General features: G+C 65.3%; 25 protein-coding genes. 12 read left to right on the forward strand and 13 right to left on the reverse strand.

All coding sequences use genetic code 11. The annotated features are described in order from the left end of the window. The 5 genes from PRtIB026_RS09315 to metG form a co-directional block, all read right to left on the reverse strand. The gene (locus tag PRtIB026_RS09315) at nt 1-525 is read right to left on the reverse strand and encodes an Rnf-Nqr domain containing protein (RefSeq protein WP_232855803.1); all 525 of its coding nucleotides are present in this window, start codon (nt 523-525) and stop codon (nt 1-3) included. Next, nucleotides 522-1133, reverse strand: a complete 612-nt coding sequence (locus tag PRtIB026_RS09320; protein WP_234561830.1) for an RnfABCDGE type electron transport complex subunit G — start codon at nt 1131-1133, stop codon at nt 522-524. The genes PRtIB026_RS09315 and PRtIB026_RS09320 overlap by 4 nt, the downstream gene beginning before the upstream one ends. Continuing rightward, nucleotides 1130-2104: an RnfABCDGE type electron transport complex subunit D gene (locus PRtIB026_RS09325; protein WP_203647752.1), complete on the reverse strand. Its 975-nt coding sequence runs from the start codon at nt 2102-2104 to the stop codon at nt 1130-1132. Before PRtIB026_RS09325 ends, PRtIB026_RS09320 begins: the two co-directional genes overlap by 4 nt. Nucleotides 2105-2179: 75 nt before the next feature. Next, the gene (locus PRtIB026_RS09330; protein ID WP_203647751.1) at nt 2180-2728 is read right to left on the reverse strand and encodes an Rnf-Nqr domain containing protein; all 549 of its coding nucleotides are present in this window, start codon (nt 2726-2728) and stop codon (nt 2180-2182) included. A gap of 89 nt (nt 2729-2817) precedes the next feature. Then, nucleotides 2818-4860 carry a methionine--tRNA ligase gene (gene metG, locus PRtIB026_RS09335; RefSeq protein WP_203647750.1) on the reverse strand — a complete coding sequence of 681 codons (2043 nt, stop codon included), beginning with the start codon at nt 4858-4860 and terminating at the stop codon, nt 2818-2820. 158 nt (nt 4861-5018) lie between these two features. On the opposite strand from metG, the gene apbC reads away from it, so the two are divergent. After that, complete coding sequence (gene apbC / locus PRtIB026_RS09340) at nt 5019-6113, forward strand: iron-sulfur cluster carrier protein ApbC (RefSeq protein WP_203647749.1); 1095 nt, start codon at nt 5019-5021, stop codon at nt 6111-6113. 217 nt (nt 6114-6330) lie between these two features. Here apbC and PRtIB026_RS09345 read toward each other — a convergent pair whose 3' ends face one another. After that, the gene (locus PRtIB026_RS09345; RefSeq protein WP_003254922.1) at nt 6331-6540 is read right to left on the reverse strand and encodes a cold-shock protein; all 210 of its coding nucleotides are present in this window, start codon (nt 6538-6540) and stop codon (nt 6331-6333) included. Nucleotides 6541-6868: 328 nt separating this feature from the next. On the opposite strand from PRtIB026_RS09345, the gene dcd reads away from it, so the two are divergent. Both dcd and PRtIB026_RS09355 read left to right on the forward strand, forming a co-directional pair. Then, nucleotides 6869-7435: a dCTP deaminase gene (gene dcd / locus PRtIB026_RS09350; protein WP_050704036.1), complete on the forward strand. Its 567-nt coding sequence runs from the start codon at nt 6869-6871 to the stop codon at nt 7433-7435. 97 nt (nt 7436-7532) lie between these two features. Next, entirely contained in the window at nt 7533-7775 is a 243-nt protein-coding gene (locus tag PRtIB026_RS09355) for a hypothetical protein (protein ID WP_203647748.1), read from the forward strand. Between the two features lie 6 nt (nt 7776-7781). Here the strand turns inward: PRtIB026_RS09355 and PRtIB026_RS09360 are convergent, their stop codons facing one another. After that, on the reverse strand, nt 7782-8897 hold the full coding sequence (locus PRtIB026_RS09360; protein ID WP_203647747.1) for a succinylglutamate desuccinylase/aspartoacylase family protein: 1116 nt from the start codon (nt 8895-8897) through the stop codon (nt 7782-7784). Between the two features lie 226 nt (nt 8898-9123). On the opposite strand from PRtIB026_RS09360, the gene PRtIB026_RS09365 reads away from it, so the two are divergent. Continuing rightward, nucleotides 9124-9549 (forward strand): type II toxin-antitoxin system HicB family antitoxin, encoded by a 426-nt coding sequence (locus PRtIB026_RS09365; RefSeq protein ID WP_203647746.1) that lies wholly within the window; start codon nt 9124-9126, stop codon nt 9547-9549. An 80-nt stretch (nt 9550-9629) separates the two neighbouring features. Here PRtIB026_RS09365 and PRtIB026_RS09370 read toward each other — a convergent pair whose 3' ends face one another. The 5 genes from PRtIB026_RS09370 to PRtIB026_RS09390 form a co-directional block, all read right to left on the reverse strand. Then, a complete protein-coding gene (locus PRtIB026_RS09370; protein ID WP_267813774.1) occupies nt 9630-12065 on the reverse strand; it encodes a penicillin acylase family protein in 2436 nt (811 codons plus the stop codon). Between the two features lie 193 nt (nt 12066-12258). After that, nucleotides 12259-12462: an SEC-C metal-binding domain-containing protein gene (locus tag PRtIB026_RS09375; RefSeq protein WP_012313055.1), complete on the reverse strand. Its 204-nt coding sequence runs from the start codon at nt 12460-12462 to the stop codon at nt 12259-12261. Nucleotides 12463-12469: 7 nt separating this feature from the next. Further along, on the reverse strand, nt 12470-12946 hold the full coding sequence (locus PRtIB026_RS09380; protein ID WP_203647745.1) for an LEA type 2 family protein: 477 nt from the start codon (nt 12944-12946) through the stop codon (nt 12470-12472). Between the two features lie 2 nt (nt 12947-12948). Next, entirely contained in the window at nt 12949-13425 is a 477-nt protein-coding gene (locus PRtIB026_RS09385; protein WP_203647744.1) for a YchJ family protein, read from the reverse strand. 4 nt (nt 13426-13429) lie between these two features. Continuing rightward, nucleotides 13430-13924 carry a DUF6231 family protein gene (locus PRtIB026_RS09390; protein ID WP_203647743.1) on the reverse strand — a complete coding sequence of 165 codons (495 nt, stop codon included), beginning with the start codon at nt 13922-13924 and terminating at the stop codon, nt 13430-13432. A gap of 160 nt (nt 13925-14084) precedes the next feature. Here PRtIB026_RS09390 and PRtIB026_RS09395 point away from each other — a divergent pair, with 160 nt between their 5' ends. The 5 genes from PRtIB026_RS09395 to PRtIB026_RS09415 all read left to right on the forward strand — a co-directional run bounded on the left by PRtIB026_RS09395 (nt 14085) and on the right by PRtIB026_RS09415 (nt 17691). Further along, nucleotides 14085-14777 (forward strand): OmpA family protein, encoded by a 693-nt coding sequence (locus PRtIB026_RS09395; RefSeq protein WP_110738786.1) that lies wholly within the window; start codon nt 14085-14087, stop codon nt 14775-14777. An 89-nt stretch (nt 14778-14866) separates the two neighbouring features. Beyond that, nucleotides 14867-15586 (forward strand): OmpA family protein, encoded by a 720-nt coding sequence (locus tag PRtIB026_RS09400; protein ID WP_203647742.1) that lies wholly within the window; start codon nt 14867-14869, stop codon nt 15584-15586. Between the two features lie 97 nt (nt 15587-15683). Then, entirely contained in the window at nt 15684-15959 is a 276-nt protein-coding gene (locus tag PRtIB026_RS09405) for a DUF1145 domain-containing protein (RefSeq protein ID WP_050704046.1), read from the forward strand. Beyond that, entirely contained in the window at nt 15952-16710 is a 759-nt protein-coding gene (locus PRtIB026_RS09410; RefSeq protein WP_203647741.1) for a collagen-like protein, read from the forward strand. Before PRtIB026_RS09405 ends, PRtIB026_RS09410 begins: the two co-directional genes overlap by 8 nt. A gap of 840 nt (nt 16711-17550) precedes the next feature. Beyond that, nucleotides 17551-17691, forward strand: coding sequence for a hypothetical protein (locus PRtIB026_RS09415; protein WP_203647740.1), 141 nt, complete (start codon nt 17551-17553; stop codon nt 17689-17691). On the opposite strand, the gene PRtIB026_RS09420 is transcribed toward PRtIB026_RS09415, so the two are convergent. Then, entirely contained in the window at nt 17669-18133 is a 465-nt protein-coding gene (locus PRtIB026_RS09420; RefSeq protein WP_267813775.1) for a CopD family protein, read from the reverse strand. The genes PRtIB026_RS09415 and PRtIB026_RS09420 overlap by 23 nt on opposite strands. Nucleotides 18134-18231: 98 nt before the next feature. Between PRtIB026_RS09420 and dinG the strand changes: the two genes are divergently transcribed. The 3 genes from dinG to PRtIB026_RS09435 all read left to right on the forward strand — a co-directional run bounded on the left by dinG (nt 18232) and on the right by PRtIB026_RS09435 (nt 24001). After that, entirely contained in the window at nt 18232-20376 is a 2145-nt protein-coding gene (dinG, locus tag PRtIB026_RS09425) for an ATP-dependent DNA helicase DinG (protein ID WP_203647739.1), read from the forward strand. Nucleotides 20377-20457: 81 nt separating this feature from the next. Next, complete coding sequence (locus PRtIB026_RS09430; RefSeq protein ID WP_203647738.1) at nt 20458-22686, forward strand: beta-galactosidase; 2229 nt, start codon at nt 20458-20460, stop codon at nt 22684-22686. Nucleotides 22687-22855: 169 nt separating this feature from the next. Continuing rightward, complete coding sequence (locus PRtIB026_RS09435) at nt 22856-24001, forward strand: serine hydrolase domain-containing protein (RefSeq protein ID WP_203647737.1); 1146 nt, start codon at nt 22856-22858, stop codon at nt 23999-24001. Nucleotides 24002-24047 lie beyond the last annotated feature (46 nt).

The raw sequence follows: 24047 nt of genomic DNA on the forward strand, positions 1-24047 counted from the left end.
TCAACGGGTTCCTTGACGGCGTGAGGCGGTATTCGATGGGCGCAGGTGATTGTACAGGCCCAGCAGCAAGCCGAGCAGTATCAGCGCGCCGGGAGCCAGTGCGGCGAGGTGCAGGCCGAGACCTTCGGCCAGGAGTTGGCGGCAGATGCCCAGGGCCAGCCCGGCCGCCAGTAAGCCGAGCAGTCCGAACCCCAGGTGGCGATATCGGCCAGGCTGTGCTGGCAGTTGCTCGCTGGCGAGGCAGGGCAAGGCCAGCAGCAGTGGGTAGAGGCCAAGCTGTTTGGTCAGGGGCATTGCCCAGGCTTGCAGGCCGAGGTGCAGGCAGGTCGCCAAGGTGGCGGCAAGTACAATGCTCATCCACAGGCGGGGGGCTTGTTCCAGGTGACGGCGCAGAGGAGTCATCAACGCCTGGTGCAGGCCCACCAGCAGTATTGTGCAAAGGCTGATCGCAAGCGCCTGGACGATGGTGCTGGTCGCGCCGAGCAATGGCGCCAGGCTGATTGGCAGGAGCCAGAAACGGTTCATGGAGGCGTCTCACCGAGCAATGCGGGACGATGCTGGTCAAAATAGCGCAGTGCATCCTGGATCGCCTCGATGACTGCCCGCGAGGTTACCGTCGCCCCGGCCAGCTGGTCGAACGCACCCTGGTCACGTTTGATTGCCCAGGCCTGCTCGGGCGTATCGCGCAGTGTCCGGCCGATGAACTGGTCCAGCCAATGGCGCGCCGGGTCGACCAGTTGATCGCCAAGGCCGGGGCTTTCCTGCTGTTCGAGCACGCGCACGCCCACCAGGCGGCCCTGGGGGGCGATGGCGATCACCAGTTCGATGGCACCGCCATAGCCTTGGGCGCTGCTGTGCAGCAGGATAGCGCTGGTGACGCCCGCCAGGCTGGCGCGGTAGCCGGCCAGCAGATGGCTATGGCTCAGGCTGGGATCCTTGAGGGCCACGGGTGTTTGCAATGGCCGGTTGTCGTAGCTGCCCGGCGGCAGCACCTTGAGCCACTGCTGTTCCTGCCATTGGCGCGAAGCCTCGGCAATCGGCCCGGCGGTGAAGCGGTGCCAGGCCAGCGTCGCGGCAATCGCCAGCCCTGCCACCAGGAGCAGCGCTGCGGCACTGTGCCAGCGGGCGGTCATGGACAGGCCTGTTGCTGGCGGCGCTCCGCCCAGCGATCAAGGGTGGGGACGGCGAGGTTCATCAGCAGGACGGCGAACGCCGTGCCATCGGCGAAGCTGCCCCAGGTGCGGATCAGGTAGATCAGCAGGCCGGTGCCGATACCGAACAGCAGGCGGGCCAGTGGTTGCTTGCAGCCGGACACGGGTTCGGTGGCGATGAAGAACGCGGCAAGCATGGTCGAGCCGGACAGCAGGTGCAGCAGTGGCGAGCCGTTGGAATCGGAGCCTGCGCCATTCCAGCCCAGCAGGGCGGACAGGAACAAGGCGGCGAGCAGACCGACGGGGGCCTGCCAGCCGAAGACCTTGCGCTGCAGCAGGAATAACCCGCCGAGCAGGAAGGCGAGGTTGACCCACTCGCTACCACGCCCGCCCAGATGGCCGAACGCCAGGTGGTTGGCGAACAGTTCGTCTATGGTCAGGCTGCGGTTGTGGCGCAGCACATCGAGCACCGTGGGGCTGGCCCAGGCGTCGATCCGTTCGCTGGCGCCCAAGCTCAGGCCAAGGCTTTCCACGAGCCCAGGTGCCTGACCGGGCCAGTGGTTCATCTGTAGCGGGAAGCTCAACAGGACGAACGCATAGCCGACCATGGCAGGGTTGAACAGGTTGCGCCCGACCCCGCCAAAAGCTTGTTTCCCCAGGCCGATGGCGACGCAGGCCGCCGTCACGGGCAGCCACCAGGGCGCCAGGCTGGGCAGGGCTGCGGCCAGCAGCGCGGCGGTGACCAGTGCACTGCCGTCGCCAAGGGCGCAGGCGACCGGCATTCTCCGCCAGCGCAATAGCACAGCCTCGGTAGCCAGCGCCGCGCAACCGCTCAACAGCAGGTTGATCAGCACGCCCCAGCCATGCAGCCAGAACAGCACCAGCAGGCCAGGGACGCAGGCCAGCAGAACCAGCTGCATGGTGCTGCGCAGGCGCGGATCAGTGGTCGGCATGGCTTTACAGGTCCTCGAGGTGTTGCACAGCGATGGCTTCCGTTGCCAGGGGCAGGGCGATGCGTGGAGCCGGGCTCATTGGGTGAAGAGTCCGTTGAGTCCAGAAAACGCCATGGCCATCACCCCAGCCCCGATCAGCTGGACGGGCAGGCCGCGCAGGGCTGCGGGCATCTCGGTATGGCGGCAGCGGGCGTCAAGGTCTGCATACAGCGCCAGGGCCAGCCAGAATCCCAGCGCGCCGACAGTGGCCCACGCCAGAATACCCCAGCCGTCGACGGCGCCGTTGGCAAGCTGTAACAGCAAGCCTAGCACCACGGCGTTTGCGCTCAGCAGAGGTTGCAGATCGTGCAGGGGCCAGCCTGGCCGAAAATGTCGGAGCAGGTTTGGCAGTGTCCAGGCCAATGCCGCCAGCAAGGGCAGGAAGATGAACAATTGCAGGTCCTGCAACCCCATGGGCAGGAGAAATTGCCGGTGTAGCCAGACGCCGACAGGTAGTGCGAGGAGGATCAACAGGGCCGAACACAGACCCAGTGCATGCAGGCGCGCACGCTCGACCGGCTCGGCCTGCAGGGCCAGGTGATTGACCAGCGCGGCGCTGACCAGGATCAGGACGTAGTCACTCATGGCGATGTCGAAAGCCGGAGGGTGCCATCATTATCGGGTAGCGGGCGGCAGATGCAACTGCCCCGGCCAATTGGCCGGGGCAGGAGGGCTTACTTGATACGCTGGCCTGGCTTGGCGCCGCTGTCGGGGCTGAGCAGGTAGATCTCTTCACCGCCGGGGCCGGCGGCCATGACCATGCCTTCGGAAACGCCGAAACGCATCTTCCGCGGCTTGAGATTGGCCACCATCATGGTCAGGCGGCCTTCCAGCTGGGAAGGATCCGGGTAGGCCGACTTGATGCCCGAGAACACATTGCGGCGCTCGTCACCGATGTCCAGGGTCAGCTGCAGCAGCTTGTCGGCGCCGGGCACGGCTTCGGCCTTGACGATCAGCGCCACGCGCAGGTCGACTGCGGCGAAGGTATCGAACTCGATCTCGGCCGACAGCGGGTCCTTGGCCAGTTCGCCATTGCCCGCCGGAGCAGCCTTGGCTTCGGCGGCCAGCAGGTCTTCCTTGCTGGCGGCGACCATGGCTTCGACCTTGGCCGGCTCGATGCGGCTCATCAGGGCCTTGAACGGGTTGAGCTGGTGGTTTTCCAGGCGCGACAGGTGGTCGTTCCAGGTCAGCGGGGCGACGTTGAGGAACGCCTCGGCGTCGGCTGCCAGCAGTGGCAGTACCGGCTTGAGGAAGATCACCAGCTGGCGGAACAGGTTGACGCCCTGGGCGCAGATGGCCTGCACTTCATCCTGCTTGCCTTCCTGTTTGGCCAGCGACCACGGCGCCTTGTCGGCGATCCAGGCGTTGGCGCGGTCGGCCAGGGCCATGATCTCGCGCATGGCGCGGCCGAAGTCGCGAGCCTCATAGGCCTCGGCGATCGACGGCGCGGCGGCGAGGAAGGCCTCGGTCAGCTCGGGCGCGGCATCGCCGGCAACCATCACACCGTCGTTGCCCTTGTGGATGAAGCCGGCGCAGCGGCTGGCGATGTTGACCACCTTGCCGACCAGGTCGGAGTTGACCTTCTGCACGAAGTCCTCGAGGTTCAGGTCGAGGTCGTCGACGCCGCGACCCAGCTTGGCGGCGTAGTAGTAGCGCAGGTATTCCGGCTGCAGGTGGTCGAGGTAGGTGCGCGCCTTGATGAAGGTGCCGCGCGATTTCGACATCTTCGCGCCGTTGACGGTCAGGTAGCCGTGCACGTTGACCGCGGTCGGCTTGCGCAGGCCCGCGCCTTCGAGCATGGCCGGCCAGAACAGGGCGTGGAAGTTGACGATGTCCTTGCCGATGAAGTGGTACAGCTCGGCCTTGGAGCCTTCGTTCCAGAACGCGTCGAAGTCCAGCTCCGGACGGCGCTCGCAGAGGTTCTTGAAGCTGGCCATGTAGCCGATCGGCGCGTCCAGCCAGACGTAGAAATACTTGCCCGGTTCGCCCGGGATCTCGAAGCCGAAGTACGGCGCGTCACGGGAGATATCCCACTCCTGCAGGCCCGAGTCCAGCCATTCGGCGAGCTTGTTGGCCACCGCGTCCTGCAGGGTGCCGCTGCGGGTCCACTGCTGCAGCATGGCCTGGAAGTCAGGCAGCTTGAAGAAGAAATGCTGCGAGTCGCGCAGCACCGGGGTGGCGCCGGAGATCGCCGACTTGGGGTTCTTCAGTTCGGTCGGGGCGTAGGTGGCGCCGCATTTCTCGCAGTTGTCGCCGTACTGGTCCTCAGCCGCGCACTTGGGGCAGGTGCCCTTGATGAAACGGTCGGCGAGGAACATGCCCTTCTCGGGATCGAAATACTGGGTGACCGAACGGGTGGCGATGTACCCGGCGTCGCGCAGGCGAGTGTAGATCAGGCTCGACAGTGCGCGGTTCTCCTCGCTGTGCGTGGAGTGGTAGTTATCGAAATCGACCAGGAAGTCGGCGAAGTCGGCGCTGTGCTCGGCCTGGACGTTGGCGATCAGCTGCTCCGGCGTGATGCCTTCCTTTTCCGCGCGCAGCATGATGGCCGAACCGTGGGCGTCGTCGGCGCAGACATAGATGCACTGGTTGCCGCGCAGCTTCTGGAAGCGCACCCACATGTCCGTCTGGATGTACTCCAGCATATGGCCAAGGTGGATCGATCCATTGGCATAGGGCAGGGCGCTGGTGACGAGAATCTGACGTGGCTCGGACATGGTGGCTCGGCTACTTATCTGGCTACGGGGTAAAAATGAGGGTGATCGGCCACTATAAAGGGCTGGCGAATTTATTTCACCCCAAGGACGCATCTGCTGACGATTGACGGGTTAGCATAGGCGCCTGTTCCGTATCCAGTTTGCCAATGGGAGCCTCCATGAGTGCCGTTACCCGTGCCGCCGTCGAAGGCGTGCTTCGCCAGTACACCGACCCCTACCTGAACCAGGATCCGGTCAGCGCCGGTTGCGTGCGCGCCATCGACATCCAGGGCGGGCAGGTCAGCGTGCAGTTGCAGCTGGGGTATGCCGCCGGCCTGTTCAAGGGCGGCTGGGCGCAGGTGCTGCAGACCGCCATCGGCAACCTTGATGGCGTCACTTCGGCCAGCGTCAGCATCGACTGCGTGATCGCCACCCACAAGGCCCAGGCCCAGGTGCCGGCGATGGCCAACGTGAAGAACATCGTCGCCGTGGCCTCGGGCAAGGGCGGGGTCGGCAAGTCGACCACCGCCGCCAACCTGGCCCTGGCCCTGGCCCGCGAAGGTGCCAGGGTGGGCATTCTCGATGCCGACATCTATGGCCCGAGCCAGGGGGTGATGTTCGGCATCGCCGAAGGCACCCGCCCGCAGGTGCGCGAGCAGAAGTGGTTCGTGCCGATCAAGGCCCATGGGGTCGAGGTCATGTCCATGGCGTTTCTCACCGACGACAACACGCCGATGGTCTGGCGTGGCCCGATGGTCTCGGGCGCATTGCTGCAACTGGTGACCCAGACCGCCTGGGACGACCTCGACTACCTGGTGATCGATATGCCGCCGGGCACCGGCGACATCCAGCTGACCCTGGCGCAGAAGGTGCCGGTGGCAGGCTCGGTGATCGTCACCACGCCCCAGGACCTGGCGTTGCTGGACGCGAAGAAAGGCGTGGAGATGTTCCGCAAGGTCAACATCCCGGTGCTGGGCGTGGTCGAGAACATGGCGGTGCATATCTGCTCCAACTGCGGCCATGCCGAGCACCTGTTCGGCGAAGGCGGTGGCGAGAAGCTGGCGGCGCAGTACGGTGTCGAGCTGCTGGCCTCGCTGCCGTTGTCGATGCTGATTCGCGAACAGGCCGACAGCGGCAAGCCGACCGCCATCGCCGAGCCGGAAAGCCAGATCGCCATGGTCTACCAGGAGCTGGCGCGGCAGGTGGGGGCGCGGATCGTGCTGCAGGAAGCGGCGGCGCCAGCGATGCCGAGCATTACCATCAGCGAAGACTGACCCGTTACCTGTAGGAGCGGCCTTGTGCCGCGAAAGGGGGGCGAAGCGCCCCCAGAATCTGTGTATCAAGCAGATATTGCCGGGGCCGCTCTGCGGCCCTTTCGCGGCACAAGGCCGCTCCTACAGGGAAATGCGCAAATCCAGCCTCTGTTTTGTTCAGGCACAAAAAAACCCGCCAATGGCGGGTTTTTTTTGAAAGCGAGGAAGCGAGATCGACTTAGGCGATCTGAACTTCTTCAGCCTGCATGCCTTTCTGGCCGCGGGTAGCGACGAAAGTAACAGCCTGGCCTTCTTTCAGGGTTTTGAAGCCGTCAGCTTGGATGGCTTTGAAGTGCACGAACAGGTCGTCGCCCGACTGAGGGGTGATGAAGCCGTAGCCCTTCTCATCGTTGAACCACTTGACAACACCGGATTGACGGTTGGACATTTTTCTGTCTCCTTGGACAAAGTTGATAACGGTCAGGAAACACCCTGACCGGGACTGAGCGCAAAGAGAGCAGAAAATTCAGCGATGGGCCGATCAGGATCGTGCATCAAACTAGAGATTCTCGGTGTCACGTGCAGCACAGTGGCGCCACCTTAACCCACTTTCCACGACCTGCCAATGGCCAAGAAGCGCTTTGATGAAATTCGGATCGACGGCCGGTGCAGGCCCCGTCCGGCGCGGGATAGGGCGAGGAAACTTTAACCCGGGCGCCGGGACCGGTAAGATGCACCTCTCGTTTTTTACCCCGCACTCTTCAGGACACCCCGCCATGAGCATCAAATCGGACAAGTGGATTCGCCGCATGGCGCAGGAACACGGCATGATCGAACCGTTCGTCGAGCGCCAGGTGCGCGGCGAGCAGGACAGCCGGGTCATTTCCTTCGGTGTCTCCAGCTACGGCTACGACGTGCGCTGTGCCGACGAATTCAAGGTTTTCACCAACATCAACTCGGCCACCGTCGATCCGAAGAACTTCGATGCCGGCAGCTTCGTCGACATCAAGAGTGACGTGTGCATCATCCCGCCGAACTCCTTCGCCCTGGCCCGCACCGTCGAGTACTTCCGCATCCCACGTGACGTGCTGACCATCTGCCTGGGCAAGAGCACCTATGCCCGTTGCGGCATCATCGTCAATGTCACGCCGCTCGAGCCCGAGTGGGAAGGCCATGTGACCCTGGAGTTCTCCAACACCACGACGCTGCCGGCGAAGATCTACGCCAACGAAGGCGTGGCACAGATGCTGTTCCTGCAGTCCGACGAGGCATGCGAAGTCTCGTACAAGGATCGTGGCGGCAAGTACCAGGGCCAGCGCGGCGTTACCCTGCCACGCACCTGAGCCGACAAAGCGCGGGAATTGTTTCCGCGCCCGGCACTCCAACGAGAATACAGTTTCGGCGCGCATGCCGTGCGCCGGGCCTCGTCAGGAGCCGCCGATGAAACTCGACCCCTCAATCAGTGCCAAGCTGGCCGTCCTGCAGCCGAACCAGATCGGATTGCTGGCCTGGTCGCTGATGGCCCACCCGCCGATCCACACACCGCTACCGATGCAGGCCGGTGGCGTGCCACACCAGCCCGATCCCGACACGCCGCAACCGCCGGAACCCGGCGAGCACCCGCCGATGGAGCCGGGCGAGCCGACCCTACCCGATGAGCCGCCTCCAGCCCCGGTGGCCTGATTTTTCTCAGTTGCCCAACAGGTAGCCGCTGCGACAGACCTGCTCGCCGGCCACATGGGCAACCACCATGCCCGCCGTGGCCATGCGCCGGATGCTGCGCGCATAGAGCAGCCCGGCCTGGGTATTGCGCAGGGGCGTGACCCGGTCGTTGAGCGGGTCGATGACCTCGGCGATCAGCTCACCGGCTTGCAGGTACTGGCCGGGCGCGGCGTGGAACACCAGCAGCCCGCCGAGCGGCGTCATGACCGGCTCAACCGCCGCCAGCGGCGTTGCCGGGTGAACCAATGCGGGCAACGGCGCCGGCTGGCCCTCGATGACCCCGGCATGGGTAAGGAAGTCGAGGATCGCCTGGCAGTCCCGGGTCGCCAGCGGGTGGCTGACATCGGCCTGGCCGCGCAGCTCGATGGTCACCGAGAAACTGCCCTGGGGGATCGGGAAGCGTTTGCCGAAGCGCTGCTGCAGCTGCCACCACACCAGGCTGAAACACTCATCGAACGACTGTCCGCCCGAATCGGTGGCCAGCAGGCTGGCCTGCACGCCCAGGTAACGGGCCAGCGGCTCGACCTGGGGCCAGGCCTCCGGCGTGGTGTACAGGTGCTCGACGGCCTCGAAGTCGCAATGCAGGTCGAGCACCATGTCGGCGTCGCAGGCCAGGCGTTGCAGGGTCAGGCGCTGCGACTGCAGCGGCGTGTGCGCGGGGTGGGCATCCAGGCCCCGGCGCAGGTATTCGCGTATCAGCGCCAGATTGTGCGCCGGATCCTGGGTGAGGTGCCCTTCGATCTGGTCGCCAATGCTGTCGGACAGGTCGACGAACCTGCGGTTGAAGTTCTCGCCGCTCTGCAGTTCGAAACGGCCCAGCGGCGCGTCCAGCAGCACCTGCTCCAGGCCCACCGGGTTGGCCACCGGCACCAGGATGATCTCCTTGTGCAACCGGCCCTGCTGCTCCATTTCCCCGAGTCGCTGCTTCAAGTGCCAGGCCACCAGCATGCCCGGCAGCTCGTCGGCGTGCAGCGAGGCCTGGATGTACACCTTGCCGGCGCCACGCGGGCCGAAGTGGAAGCTGTGCAGCTGGCGGGCGATACCCGGGACAGGGGAGAGCAGGTCGTGGGTCGAGTGGTGCATGGTGGTCCTGATGTCGTCAGCGTTGTAGGGCGAAGGCTGGGATCAAGGATAGAAGCATAACTTCGGGAGTGGCGCACTATTCAGATCGCGGGACCGAGGAGCACGGTACAGACACGGACTACCTGAAATGAAGAAATGCTGAACCTTCAGGTGTTGTTTACTGGGGCTTCATCGTAATGCGCAACAAATATGTTGTCCGCGATTGGCCACGCAACGAGGTGACTAAATGAATTTCGATTATCCGGTGAACGTGCACCGTGATGCAGGCAGTGTCTGGATCAGTTGCCCGGATATTCCCGAGATGGCCAGTGCGGGGGATACGCTCGATGAGGCGCTGTTCGATGCCGTGGATGGCCTGGAATCGGCGCTTTCACTGTACGTGGAGCGGCGGGTCGCCATTCCGTTGCCTACGTCATTGCAATCGGCCGAGGCCGTTGTCAGGTTGCCGGCGCTGACCGCAGCCAAGGCGGCCTTGTGGAACACCATGATCGCCCAGAATGTGACCAAGACTGAAATGGCCCGACGGCTTGGCGTTAACCGACCGCAGGTGGATCGCCTGGTCGACCTGCTGCATCGCTCCAAGATCGAACAGGTCGAGCATGCCTTGCATGTGTTGGGGCAGCGCATCGAACTTGCAGTGGTGGCTGCCTGAGAGGGCTCCGGGAGCTTACCTCCTGGCGAAGCTTCTATTGCGGTCCATCCAGGGCTACCGCGGATGGGCCGCAATAGGACTTATTTGCCAGGCACCAGCGTCAACCGCTGGCTGCCATAGGCACGGGCAAAGTTCTGTGGTTGCAGCGGCAGGCTAGTGAAGCGACCCTTGAACCAGGCATCGAGCCCGTCGCTGTAGTGGCGGCTGACCGGGTTGCCGGACTGGCCGTTGCTGGTCAGTACCTGCAGCGGTTCTGCCTGGCCGAAGTCGACGATCATCCGCGCCGAGGCCGGTAGCTGGGTGTCGAAGTTGCTCCCCCAGGCAAAGGGCGTCAGGGCCAGGGTGCTGAAGTCGCCGCCCGCCGCCAGGGGCGCGCGGTCGAGCTTGTCGCCCAGGCCGTGGTAGGCCGGTGCCGGCCAGCGGTACTGGTGCAGCTTGCCCCATTGCCAGGCGCGGCGATCGGCGCCGAGCTGGGCGGTGCCGGCATCTACTGCGGCGGCCAGGCTGCGGGCGAGGATGGTCGGCTTGTCTTCTTTCTGCGGCGTGCCGCGATCATCCCAGAACGGACTGTCGTCGCGCCCCAGCAGGTGATCGACCTGGGCGGAGTAGGACAGCTGGGCATTGCCGACGAAGGCCTGCCAGGCCGGGCTGGATTCCGGGCCCAGCTCGTCGAGGAAGGTCTGCCGGGTGACCGCCTGCAGGAACAGTTCATACAGCGCGGCATCGGCGGACACCTGGCTCAATCGGCCATCGAAGGCCTTGAGCCGGGCCAGGGCATCGCGGGCCTTGTCGCGCTGCGCGGCGGGCAGGGCATCGATGGCCTGCTTGAGCGGCTGGGCCATGCCGGGGGCGTCGAACATCTGCTTGAGCTTGTCGGCCAGCAGCGTCACCTGATCGTTCTGCAGCGCCATCAGGCTGCGGCTGTCATGACGACCGTTGCCGGCCAGCTGGGCCATGCGCTCGGCGCGCTCGGGGTAGTACCAACTGCTCGACAGCTGCATGCCATAGCCCTTGGGCAGGCTGCGCTGGTTGGCGTGACCGATGAAGCCGGCGGGCGGATCCTGGTCGTAGGGGTGCAGCATCGCGTCGGCGTAGCCGTCCCAGTCATAGCGCCCGTCCCAGCCCGGCGAGGGCAGCAGGCCCTGGCCTTCGCGGCGGTTGGGGTAGCGGCCACTGACCTGCCAGCCGATGTGCTGCGGCTCGGCGAACACGAAGTTCAGCGCCGCCGCAGTGACCTCGCGGGTGCTGTCGAAGGCGCGTTCTATGTTCTGCGCGCGGGTCAGGTCGAACAGCGCGTCGAGGCTGCGATCCTCCTTGAGCTGCGGCAGGTGCAGGGCCAGGGCCAGGCTGCCATGGCCCGGCAGCAGGGTGCCGTGACGGGTGTCGTACATCACCTCGCGCTGCGGGCGCTGGCCGCGGACGAAGAAGGTTTCGTTGCGTGCGCGGGCCTGCTGCCACTTGCCGTCGGCGAGGTAGCTCAGCTGGTTGCCCTGGCGGCGTACTTGCTCGAGGAACAGGTCCTGGTTGTCGGCCATCACCGCGCTGCTGCTCCAGGCCAGCTTGCCGTTGTAGCCGGCCAGCACGATCGGCAGGCCCGGCAGCGACAGGCCGGCGACCCGGTACTTGGTGGTGTGGATCTGCACCGGGCTCAGCGCCCAGGCGGCGCGGCTGTCGCTGGCCAGCAGACTATTGCCGCTGCGGCTGCGCTGGGGCGCCAGGGCCAGGTTGGCCGAGCCGGGGGCGCCCAGCAGGCCGAGATCGGCCAGTTGCTGGCCGGCGGCGGTGAGTGCGCCGAGCCCCGGCAGCTGGCTGGCCAGGTTCACGCCCTTGAGTTTGTCGACCTCGCCTTCGGCCAGTGGCTCGTCGGGGGCGCCGGGCAGCAGCCAGGCGAGCTTGTCGGCACCGACCTTCTGCGCCAGGGTCAGGGCCGACAGTTCCTCCTGCAGGTTCACCGACTGGCTGAAGGCGTAGAGACTGAAGATCAGCGCCGAGTCCTCCGGTTTCCAGTATTCCGGACGGTAGCCGCTGCGGGCGAGCTCGCCCGGCAGCTTATCGCGGTAGCGGAACAGGTAGGCGTTGACCCCGCGGGCGTACACCTCGAAGAAGCGCTTCAGGCGCGGCGAGGCGTCGGCATAGAGCTGGCCGGCGCTCTGCTTGAGGTTGGCGGCGCGCATCAGGCGATCCAACTCCAGGGCGTCGGCCCCGGCCAGCTCGGCCAGGCGCCCCTGGGCCAGCAGGCGCATGGCGACCATCTGCTCGATGCGATCCCCGGCATGCAGGTAGCCCAGGCTGAACAGTGCGTCGTGGAAGCTGCTGCTTTCGATCAGCGGCGCGCCCATCGCGTTGCGCCGAACCGAGACGTTCTGCGCCAGGCCCTTGAGCGGTTGCACGCCGGTCGTCGGCAGTACGCTGCCCTGGTGACCACCCATCTGGCAGCCGCCGAGCGCGAGCAGGCCAAGCAACGCGGCAGCACTGCCGAGGCGGAGAGGGAAGGGCGGAAGGACGGGGGCGGCCATGACTAGGCTCCTGCAGGGCGTGGCGGGGTTCTGAAAGGCGCTAAGGTAGTGAGCGCGCAGTCGCCGTGCAAGGTGCCGGGAAGCTTTATTTACCAGTGGTAGTGCTGGTACGTGCAGATCGCGGGTCAAGCCCGCTCCCACGACTATTTGCCGGGGAGTGCGCTTGACCCGCAATGGTCTGCGTCGACGTCGATCAGGCGCCGTGGCACTTCTTGAATTTCTTCTCGCTGCCGCACGGGCAAGGGTCGTTGCGGCCGACGTCCTTCAGGGCGTTGCGCACCGGCTCCTGGTGGCCGTGGTTGCAGTGCGGGCCGTGCACATGGCCATGGTCGTGGTCGTGGTGATGGTCGTGACCGTGGTTGCAGTCGGGGCCATGGACATGGGGTTGCTGGGTCATTGCGGGGTTACTCCGGTTGTAGATCGCCGGGGATTATCTCACCCCTTTGCGACAAGTGCAGGTCCCGATGGACGATCAGCCCGGTGGCCAGCTCGCCGCGCAGCTGGTATTGCAGTGGCTGGCCGCTCTTGAGCAGCTTCGCCAGGGGCTTGAGGTGCTGCCAGAGGTTGGTACGCACGGTGATCTTGAAGGTGCGCCGGGCCTGGCCGCCGACGCTACGCCACAGGCTTGCCTCGTCCTCGGCCAGGAGCAGGTCGCCCAGGCGCACCGAGTAGGCCAGGTGGCGGATGAACAGGCGGCCGTCGTTGGGGTTGTCGACCTGCAGGTGCAGGACAAACTCCTGCTGATGCAGGCGCATCTTCACAGGCTCCACCTCAAGCAGGTGCAGCTGTGGCTCGCGCCAGGTGTCGCCGCCCCAGCCGGCGCAGCCCGTCAGCCAGCCCAGCAGCAGGCAGAGTGTGAGCAGGCGGGCCAGGGGGCGCATGTTCAACTACCGAGGTAACTGGCGCAGCATTTCTTGAACTTCTGCCCGCTGGCGCAGGGGCAGGGATCGTTGCGACCGGCCTTGAGCGGCACGGTCGGGTCGATGAAGTACCAGCGTCCTGCATGCTGGACGAATGCCGAGCGCTCGCGGTGCCGGTGGTCGCCTTCCAGGTCGTGCCAGCGCGCGGTGAAGGTGACGAAGGCGTGTTCGGGTTGCCCGCCCAGTACCTCGGCGCTTTCCACCTCCAGCCCTAGCCAGGTGCTCTGCGCGCTCCACGCCGACATGGCCGTGCGATCAAGGTCGGCCTGCTGGGCCGGCAGGGTGGTGTCGACCAGGTAGTCCACCAGGCCCAGCACGTAGGCGCTGTAGCGCGAACGCATCAGGGCCTGGGCGTCCGGCGCCGGGGTGCCGCTGTGATAATGCCCGCAGCAGGCGTCGAGCAGGTTGCCGCTGCCGCAGGGGCAGATCGAGACACTCATCCAGTCACCACCAGTACTTGCCGAAGTTTTCAGGGTTGGCCCAGAACTTTGCATTGAGCCAGTCCGGGACCTGCTTGTAGTCATGCAGATCATAGGTGAACAGGCTCAGCACCTGTTCGTCGCGCTGGAATTTCTCGCTGGCCGAGAGTGCCAGTGAATAGAAGTCGGTGTCCTGCCAGCCGCAGGCGTTCAGATCCGCCAGCACCGCGACGCGGCTGGCATTGAGGTTGCGGATACCGCCCAGCAGCTCCAGGCCGGTGCGCTTGGGCAGGTGCTCCAGGCAGTCGACCAGTACCGCCAGATCGAAGCGTCGGGCCGCCTGTTCGGCGGGAAGCGGGCCGGGTGTGGCGACCTCGATCCGGGTCTCGGGATGGGCGGCGCTGAAGGCCTCCAGGGCCGGGAAGCGGCTGCCCACCAGCAGCAGGTGGCGCGGGGTGAAGCGATCGAGCAGGGCGGCCAGGGCCTGCTGCGGCGTGCGTTGTGAGAAAACCTCGGTCATTGCCATTCCTCGTTCAGGTCGCTCAAGACTAGCGGTCCCAGGCGATCGGGCAAAGAGGCGCGTCGCCACGTCGTGGCTTATTGCTGGCAGAGCGGTAATCGCCGGTCTTTACTCCCAGAGCATCGGTAATGCACCGATTCCCCCTAGGAGAAGCAACAAGATGAGCATAGTACGCACAGCGATACCCCTGGTTCTGCTCACCAGTGTGTTGACTGGTTGTGCAGGTTTGCAAAAAACCGACTGGCCGAAGTGTGCTGCCGTCGGGGGCGTGGGCGGCGCGGCCCTGGGCGCGATCGAAAGCTCCAGCTGGGCCGGCTGGGGCGCGTTGCTCGGTGGCGGTCTGGCGGCTGGCTATTGCTGGGCCCACGGTGATGGCGACGAGGACGGCGATGGCGTGCCGGACAGCCGCGACAAGTGCCCCGGCACCCCGCGAGGCGTGCAGGTCGATGCCAACGGTTGCCCGCCTGAGCCGGCGCCGGTGGTCGAGGAAGTGGTGGTGCAGAAGGAAGAAGTCATTGTCATCCGTGACGTGCGTTTCGAGTTCGACTCGGCGCGCCTGACTGCCACTGACAAGGAGCGCTTGAACACCATCGCGACACGCCTCAAGCAGGAAGCCCCGGGCGCCCGCCTGAGCGTTTCCGGCCACACTGACAGTGTCGGTTCCGACAGCTACAACCAGAAGCTGTCCGAGCGTCGTGCCCAGTCCGTGACCAACTACCTGGTCGAAAGCGGTGTACCGCGTGCGAGCTTTGTCTCGGTGGTGGGCGCTGGCGAGACTCAGCCTGTGGCCGATAACGCCACCGCCGACGGCCGTGCCATGAACCGCCGCACCGAGATCAAGATCCAGCGTTGAGTGCCGTGCGCCCGCGCCTTGAGAAGTGGCGCGGGCGCGTCTTTACTCCTGTGTGACCGGTAGCGGCCGGTGACACAGGAGCAATCACCATGCGTGTTTTGTCGAAAGCGGCACTGCCGTTGCTGGTGGCCACAAGCCTGCTTACAGGCTGCGCCACCCACAGCGATGGCAGCGCGCCCCTCAATCAAAGGACCTGGCCCATCTGCAGCCTGCTTGGCGGACTGGTCGGCGGCGGCCTGGGCGCCATCGAGAGTTCCACCTGGGCGGCTGGTGCCGGTGTTGCCGGTGCGATTGCCGGTGGCCTGATCTGCTATGCCCAGGATGGCGACGAGGATGGCGATGGCGTATTCGACCGCCGCGACCGCTGCCCGGATACTCCGGCAGGCACCCAGGTCAATCACATGGGCTGCCCGTTGCCGCAGTATCCGGCATCGGCGCCACCACCTGAGCCGGCGGCAACCCCGGAGGTGATCACCCTCGATGACCAGGGCCAGGTGCTGTTCGCCTTCGACTCCGCCGAGCTGACCCAGGGCGCCCAGCAGCGCCTGCAAGGTTTGTTGCCCAAGCTCAACGAGCCCGGCGTGGCCAGTGTCAAGGTTCTCGGTTTCACCGACAGCGTGGGTTCGGACGCCTACAACCAGCGCTTGTCCGAGCGCCGCGCCAGCGGTGTTGCCGAGTACCTGATCAGCCAGGGGCTGGCGCCGAACAAGGTGACCAGCCAGGGTCGCGGAGAGAGCGAGCCGGTGGCCGACAACGACACCGACGAGGGCCGCTCGCGCAACCGTCGGGTGGAACTGCACCTGAACTGACCCCTCTGGCGCATACCTCGGCAGTAGGGTTACTGTTGTTGGCGCGGTCCGCTCGAACGGGCCGCGCCGACATAACAACAATCCATGGGGGCCGGACATGAAGTTCATCCTGGGCCTGGGCAAGGCTCTGACGGTGGCGTTCTGGGGCGTGGTGCTGTTCAACCTGTTCATGCCGCAGCCGTTGCCGCTCAATCTGCTGATCAATGCCGCGGGTATCGTCCTGCTGTCGCTGCATGCGCTGGAGGTGCTGTTCTTCAATGGCAGCCTGCGCGGGCGCAGCCATCGCTGGTTCGACCGCCTGCAGATCCTGCTGACCGGTATCTTCCATGTCATGTCCATCCCCCGTCCGCAGGAGGCGTCGAGCCATGCGTAAATTGATGTTGCTGGCCGCACTGGCCAGCCCCCTGGTCCAGGCCGAAAGCCTGGAGGTCGCCGCCCATTCGATGCTGCGTCTGCCCAACAAGGCGGCCAGCGTGCACCTGGAGCAGTTGCGGGTGGCCGACTCGGCGACGTTGCTGCTGCCGGCCACGCTTACCGAACTGAAGATCGACCGGCTCGAGCTGGGGCGTGATGCGCGGATCGCCATTGCGCCGGCCGAGCGGGACCTGAGTATCGAGGCATTGAGTGCCTACCTGGGCGAAGGCAGCGAGTTCAGCGCGCCCGGGGCGCCCGGGACCTACGAGCGTGCTGCGCGGCCGGGGCGTAACCTGGATCTGCGGTTGCAGGCGCTGGAGGCGGATCGGCTGTCGATCGACGCCCGGGGCGGGGCTGGGGCGCCTGGGTATGTCGGGCTCGATGGGGCCAATGGCAAGCCCGGGGGGTGTACCTGGGGGCAGGCCAGCCGTGGGGCCAATGGTGATGATGGGGGCAATGGGCATGATGGTGCTGCCGGTGGGCGGGTTCGTCTGGCGGTGCCTGAAGGGTTTGCGCAGGAGCGGATTGTGGTGCGGCTTGATGGTGGGGCGCCGGGGAAGGCGGGGGCTGCTGGGAAGGCTGGTTTGGGTGGGGCCAGTAAGGGGTGTCTGGTTTATCGGACTGATGCTGGGGGGAATGGGCGGCCTGGGCAGGCCGGGCAGCCTGGGTTGGCTGGGGGCTCGGGGGAGTTGATTCTTCAGCGGCTTTGAGTTTTCTGGGTTAGTGTTGTTTGGTTGTTTGGTTGTTTGGTTGTTTGGTTGTTTGGTTGTTTGGTTGTTTGGTTGTTTTGGTTGGTGTTGAGAGTTGTATGTGCATTCATTTGCGATGTTGACGCTTATTCACCTTTCCGCCCTTACGGCGGGTAACTTTTTGAAGGATCAAAAAGTCACCAAAAAATCCTCGCTCCATTCATCCGGCCCTACGCTTCGCTCCGGGTTCCCTCACTCCGGCCTTGCTCCCGGGAGGACCGCGCTGCAGGGCCCATCCTGGGCCCCAGCGCTTGACGGGCATCCATGCCCGTCACCTCCCTCCGCAAGGCCTGCGTTCGGCCTCCTGAAGTCGCGAAGTTACGGGCGGCGCCTGAACTAGCGCAGCTGTCGCTAGTTGAAATTTAATTAATCTCTCGATCGCATCGCGGGGCAAGCCCGCTCCCACGCAATAGTCGCCGTTATATATAACCCTGTAGGAGCGGGCTTGCCCCGCGAATGGGCCGGAACAGCCAATATATAAATAACTGTAAAACAAATAACTTCGCATCTCTTGCTCTTGCTCTTGCTCTTGCTCTTGCTTCTAAACGCGCAATAGTCCAGGCGCCGCCAATTGCGACTTCAGGAGGCCGAGCGGAGTTCTTGCGGAGGGAGGTGACGGCCATGGATGGCCGTCAAGCGCTGCGCCCCAGGATGGGGCGTTCAGCGCGGTCCTCCCGGGAGCAAGAACGGAGCGAGGGAACCCCGGAGCGAAGCGCAGGGGCCGGATGAACGGAGCGGAACGGTTTTGCCTACTTTTCCCTAGAGAAAAGTAGGTCGCCGTAAAGGCGAAAAGGTGACTAAGTGTCGACATCGCCTACGAATGTGCTTACAAAAACCAAAACAATCATCTTTGAAGCCGAAGCCGAAGCCGAAGCCGAAGCCGAAGCCGAAGCCGAAGCCGAAGCCGAAGCCGAAGCCCTCAAACCAAAATCCGCGAGCTAGCCACCCCGACCACCACCACCCCAATAAACAAATTAACCCCCACCAACCGCCGAATCCGCCCCAGCACCCCAGCCCCCGAAGCCCAATCCCCAGCCTCCACCGCCGCCCGCAGTTCAGGCAACAACAAAGACTGAACCCGCATGAACAACGCAAACATGACAATCCCCCCGCCAATCATCACCTGCACGTAACGAGGCGCGGTCTCGAACCCGGCAAACCGCAGGTGAATCATCCCGACCCCGCTGACAGCCAACACCGCCACCGCCAGCCAGACCCATCTGAAGAACCGCTGGAAAACCTCCACCCACAACCGCAGCCGCGCAGGCCCCTCCAGCGCGGCAACCGTTGCCGGCCGCAGCACCAGCCAGGCGAAGAACATCCCCCCGACCCAGACGAGGGCAGCCAGGACATGCAAGGTGTAGGGCAGGGCAAAGGCAAGCATCCGGATCTCCATGCGGCACAAAGGTCAATAGCGGGGTATGATAGCCGGCCCATGCGAAACACTGAAAATATATCCAGCCCTCCGGGCGCCTGCAGACCATGATCAGCAACGAACTCAAAGCCACCATCCAGGGCGCCTACTCGCGTTTCCTCGAAGCCAAAAGCCTCAAGCCACGCTACGGTCAGCGCCTGATGATCGCCGAAGTGGCCAAGGTGCTCGGCGACATCGCCTGCGACGACGACGGCCGCCGTGCCGGTGAGCCCGCCGTGGTGGCCGTCGAGGCCGGCACCGGTACCGGCAAGACCGTCGCCTACAGCCTGGCCGCAATCCCCGCCGCCAAGGCCGCCGGCAAGCGCCTGGTGATCGCCACCGCGACCGTGGCCCTGCAGGAGCAGATCGTCTTCAAGGACCTGCCCGACCTGATGCGCAACAGCGGGCTGAACTTCAGCTTCGCCCTGGCCAAGGGGCGCGGGCGCTACCTGTGCCTGTCCAAGCTCGACGTCCTGTTGCAGGAAGGCCATGCCCAGTCGGCCACCGCCCAGCTGTTCGAGGAGGAAGGCTTTCGCATCGAGGTCGACGAGCGCAGCCAGAAGCTGTTCAACAGCATGATCGAGAAGCTCGCCGGCAACCGCTGGGACGGTGACCGCGACAGCTGGTCGGAGGCTGTCGAAGACCAGGACTGGGCTCGCCTGACCACCGACCATGGCCAGTGCACCGGCCGGCATTGCCCGAACTTCCAGCAGTGCGTGTTCTACAAGGCCCGTGAAGGCATGGGCAAGGTCGACGTGATCGTCACCAACCACGACATGGTCCTGGCCGACCTGGCCCTGGGCGGTGGCGCCGTGCTGCCCGATCCGCGCGACACCATGTACGTGTTCGACGAAGGCCACCACCTGCCCGACAAGGCCATCGGCCACTTCGCCCATTATTCGCGCCTGCGCTCCACCGCCGACTGGCTGGAGCAGACCGCCAAGAACCTGACCAAGCTGCTGGCCCAGCATCCGTTGCCGGGCGACCTTGGCAAGTACATCGAGCAGGTTCCGGAGCTGGCGCGTGAGGTCCGCACCCAGCAGCAGTTCATGTTCACCCTCTGTGAGCAGGTGGCGGATTTCCGCGCCGGCGAGGACATGGAAGGCCGCGACCGCCCGCGCTACCGTTTCGAAGGTGGCGTGGTGCCGGAGCAGATCCGCGAAGTCGGCATCGAGCTCAAGAAAGGCTTCGCCCGCCTCAACGACTTGTTCACCCGCCTGGCCGACCTGCTCAAGGAAGGCATGGACGGCGAGAACAACATCGGGATTGCCAGCCACCAGGCCGAGGAGTGGTACCCGCTGTTCGGCAGCCTGGTGACCCGCGCCCAGGGTAACTGGGAACTGTGGACCGCCTTCACCGCCGAAGACCCGGAAGACAATCCGCCCATGGCCCGCTGGCTGACCTTGGCCGAAAGCGGCGCGCTGTTCGACATCGAGGTCAATGCAAGCCCCATCCTGGCCGCCGAGATGCTGCGCAAGAGCCTGTGGAACGTCGCTTATGGCGCCTTGGTGACTTCGGCGACGCTCACTGCCCTGGGCAAATTCGACCGTTTCCGCATGCGTTCGGGCCTGCCCCGCGACGCGGTGCAGTGCGTGGTGCCCAGTCCGTTCGTGCATGGCGACGCCGGCCTGCTGCGGGTGCCGGACCTGGGCGCCGACCCGCGGGACGCAACGGCCCATACAGCGGCGATCATCCGCGAGCTGCCGGGCATCGTCGAGGACGCGCGTGGCGCACTGGTGCTGTTCTCCTCGCGCAAGCAGATGCAGGACGTGTTCGATGGCCTGGACCGCGACTGGCGCAAGCTGGTGCTGATCCAGGGCAACCTGTCCAAGCAGGAGACCCTGAACAAGCACAAGGCGCGGGTCGACGACGGCCAGCACAGCGTGCTGTTCGGCCTGGCCAGTTTCGCCGAGGGTGTCGACCTGCCGGGTGCCTACTGCGAGCACGTGGTGATCGCCAAGATCCCCTTCGCCGTGCCGGATGATCCGGTCGAGGCCGCGTTGGCCGAGTGGATCGAGGCCCGTGGCGGCAACCCGTTCATGGAAATCGCCGTACCCGACGCCTCGCTGCGCCTGATCCAGGCCTGCGGACGGCTGCTGCGCACCGAGCAGGACCGAGGCGTCATCACCTTGCTCGACCGCCGTCTGGTCACGCAGCGCTACGGCAAGGCTATCCTCAATGCGCTGCCACCGTTCCGACGGGAAATCGGCTGAGCGTCGGAGCAAGACGCACATCCCGTTGTCCATTACTCGATTGTGAGCCCATGACGGGCTCCGAAGGAGAGTCACCGCCCTATGATCCGCCGCACCCTGCCTGTCGTGTTCTCCCTGTTGTTCAGTGCGCCCTTGCTGGCCGGGCAACAGACGCTGTTCAGTTTCGTGCGCCCGGCCTCGGTGGTGAATGTCGTCACCCAGGACGCCAGCCTGCCGCAGTACAACGCGGAACAGACAGCCGAAGGCGAAGTGTTGCGGCGGGTGGTGTTCAACCCGGTGGCGCAGCCGACCCTGCGCCTCGCACCGCAAGGCGGAGCGTGGGACTGGAGCACCGGCCAGGCACTGACCCTGCGCCTGCAGAGCGGGATGGACTGGGCGCTGACCGTCGATGTGACGGTGCAAAGCAGCGACGGGCGCACCCTCACCAGCCGTATCGACCTGCCGGCTGGGCCCGCACAGACCGTGATGATTCCGCTCAAGGCCAGTTCACCATTGAGCCGGGGCATGCGCGCCGGGCCTCCGATGCCCTGGACTTTCGAAGGACAGCGCCTGCTGCTCACCAGCAGCGAAGGTGCGGTGGACCTGGCGCAGGTCACTTCGGTCAGCCTGAGCATTCCCGGCCCCAAGGTTGCCCAGAGCCTGCTGATCGAGAAAGTCGGTCTGCAGGATGACGACCAGGCGTTCAAGGCCGCCTACAGCGAATTGATCGATGCCTATGGGCAATCGACCCGTGGCCGCTGGCCGGAGAAGATCGTCAGCGATGAACAGCTCAAGGCCGCCGACAACCGCGAACAGGCACAGCTCAAGACCTGGCTGGCCGAGCGCGACAAGCTCAAGCTGGACACCTACGGCGGCCTGCTCGCGGGGCCGGCGTTCGAAGCCAAGGGCTTCTTCCGTACCGAGAAACGCGACGGGCGCTGGTACCTGGTGACGCCGGACGGGCATCCGTTCTATTCGCTTGGCGTCAATGCCGTTGCCGCCGATGGCGGGCGCACCTATGTCGCCGGCCGCGAAGGCATGTTCAAGAGCTTGCCAGGCGAGGGCGAAGCCATGAACGCCTTCTACGGCGAGGGCAATAACGACGACGGTAATACCTCGTCCCAGGGCCGGGGCTTCAAGCAAGGGCGCTGGTTCGATTTCTATGCGGCCAACCTGCAGCGCACCTACGGCAAGCCTTGCCCACAGGATGGCACGGCCTGCCCGGTGCCGGCCTTGGACGCCCAACGCTGGCAGGCCCACACCCTGGACCGCCTGCAGGCCTGGGGCTTCAACACCCTCGGCAACTGGAGCGACCCGGCGCTCGCTCAAGCCAAGCGCCTGCCGTTTACCTTGCCATTGTCGATTGTCGGTGATTACGCCAGCATCAGCACCGGCATGGATTGGTGGGGTCGCATGCCCGACCCGTTCGACCCGCGCTTCGCCATGGCCACCGAGCGCGCCGTGGCCATCGCCGCCCGGGATCACCGCGACGACCCCTGGCTGATCGGTTACTTCGCCGACAACGAACTGGCCTGGGCCGCCCCCGGCGACGACCCCAAGGCACGCTACGGCCTGGCCTATGGCACCTTGCGCCTGACCACCGATGTGCCGGCCAAGCGTGCCTTCCTCAAGCAGTTGCGCGACAAATACCGCAACCAGCAAGGGTTGTCGAAGGCCTGGGGGATCGAGCTGACCGCCTGGGAGTTGATGGAAGACCCAGGGTTCGAGGCGCCATTGCCCAATCCGGAGCACCCGGAAATCGAGCGCGACTACCAGTATTTCCAGCAGGTGTTTGCCGAAACCTATTTCAAGACCATTTCCGATGCCCTGAAATGGCATGCGCCCAACCATCTGCTGCTGGGCGGGCGCTATGCGGTCAGCACGCCCGAGGCGGTGCAGGCCTGCGCCAGGTTCTGCGATGTGCTGAGCTTCAACTTCTATACCTTGAAGCCAGATGACGGCTATGACTTCGTCCGTTTGGCCGAGCTGGACAAGCCGGTGCTGGTCTCGGAGTTCCAGTTCGGCTCCCGCGATCGCGGTCCGTTCTGGCCCGGCCCGCTTGAAGTGGCCCGCGAGGAGGATCGGGGCCCGGCCTATGCCAACTTCCTCAAGGCCGCCATGGCCCAACCGATGATCGTCGGCGCGCACTGGTTCCAGTATCTCGACCAACCGGCCAGCGGCAGGCTGCTGGATGGCGAAAACGGCCACCTGGGCCTGGTGGCCATTACCGACGTGAGCTACCCGGGCTTCGTCGAAACCGTGCGCCGGAGCAACCTGCAGAGCCTCACGCAGCTACGCACCGAACTGGACAAGCCCGCCCCCAAAAAATGAGCGCTGTCCCTGGGAGCGCTTTCATGGGAGCGGGCTTGCCCCGCGATAGCGTTCCATCAGGGAACAAGGACGCCCCTGACAACCACCCAGCCATATCCAGTTTGCAAATCGCCCAACTACTGAAACAATGCACCCCTTTGCAAGCCAGGTCGTACAGAGAGGTAGTCGGGTGCAGATCCAGGGTCACTATGAGCTGAAGTTCGAGGCGGTGCGCGATGCCTTCGCCGCGTTGTTCGAGGATCCCCAGGAACGTGGTGCCGCATTGTGCATCCAGGTTGGCGGCGAGACCGTGGTCGACCTGTGGGCCGGCAGCGCCGACAAGGACGGCCGCGAGGCCTGGCACAGCGATACCATCGCCAACCTGTTCTCCTGCACCAAGACCTTCACCGCCGTCACCGCCCTGCAACTGGTGGGCGAGGGCAAGCTGGCCCTCGATGCGCCGGTGGCACGCTACTGGCCGGAGTTCGCCCAGGCCGGCAAGGAGCAGGTCACCCTGCGCCAGCTGCTCAGCCATCGCGCCGGCCTGCCGGCCATCCGTGAGCTGCTGCCAGCCGAGGCGCTGTACGACTGGCAGACCATGGTCGATGCCCTGGCCGCCGAAGCGCCCTGGTGGGCGCCCGGCAGCGAACACGGTTATGCGGCGATCACCTATGGCTGGCTGATCGGTGAGCTGATCCGCCGCGCCGACGGTCGCGGCCCCGGCGACTCGATCGTGGCCCGAACCGCCCGGCCATTGGGGCTGGATTTCCATGTTGGCCTGGCGGACGACGAATTCCACCGCGTGGCGCATATCGCCCGCGGCAAGGGTAACCCCGGCGATGCCGCGGCCCAGCGCCTGCTGCAGGTCACCCTGCGCGAACCCGAGGCCCTGCCCACCCGGGCCTTCACCAACCCGCCGGCGATCCTCACCAGCACCAACAAGCCCGAATGGCGGCGCATGCAGCAGCCGGCGGCCAATGGCCACGGCAACGCCCGCAGCCTGGCGGGCTTCTATGCCGGCCTGCTCGACGGCAGCCTGCTGGAGTCCGAACTGCTTGACGAACTCACCCGCGAGCACAGCCTCGGCCAGGACCGCACCCTGTTGACCCAGACCCGCTTCGGCCTGGGCTGCATGCTCGACCAGCCGGAGCTGGCCAACGCCACCTTCGGCCTTGGCGCACGGGCGTTCGGCCATCCCGGTGCGGGCGGCTCGGTCGGTTTTGCCGATCCCGAACACGACGTGGCCTTTGGCTTCGTCACCAATACCCTGGGCCCCTACGTGCTGATGGACCCGCGCGCCCAACGCCTGGTGCGGGTCCTTGGCAGTTGCCTTTGATCGGGTAACGCGGGTATTGCCCGGACCCTTTGACTATCCTCAATGC

Source organism: Pseudomonas sp. RtIB026, assembly GCF_016861355.2.
Taxonomy (GTDB): Bacteria; Pseudomonadota; Gammaproteobacteria; order Pseudomonadales; family Pseudomonadaceae; genus Aquipseudomonas; species Aquipseudomonas peradeniyensis.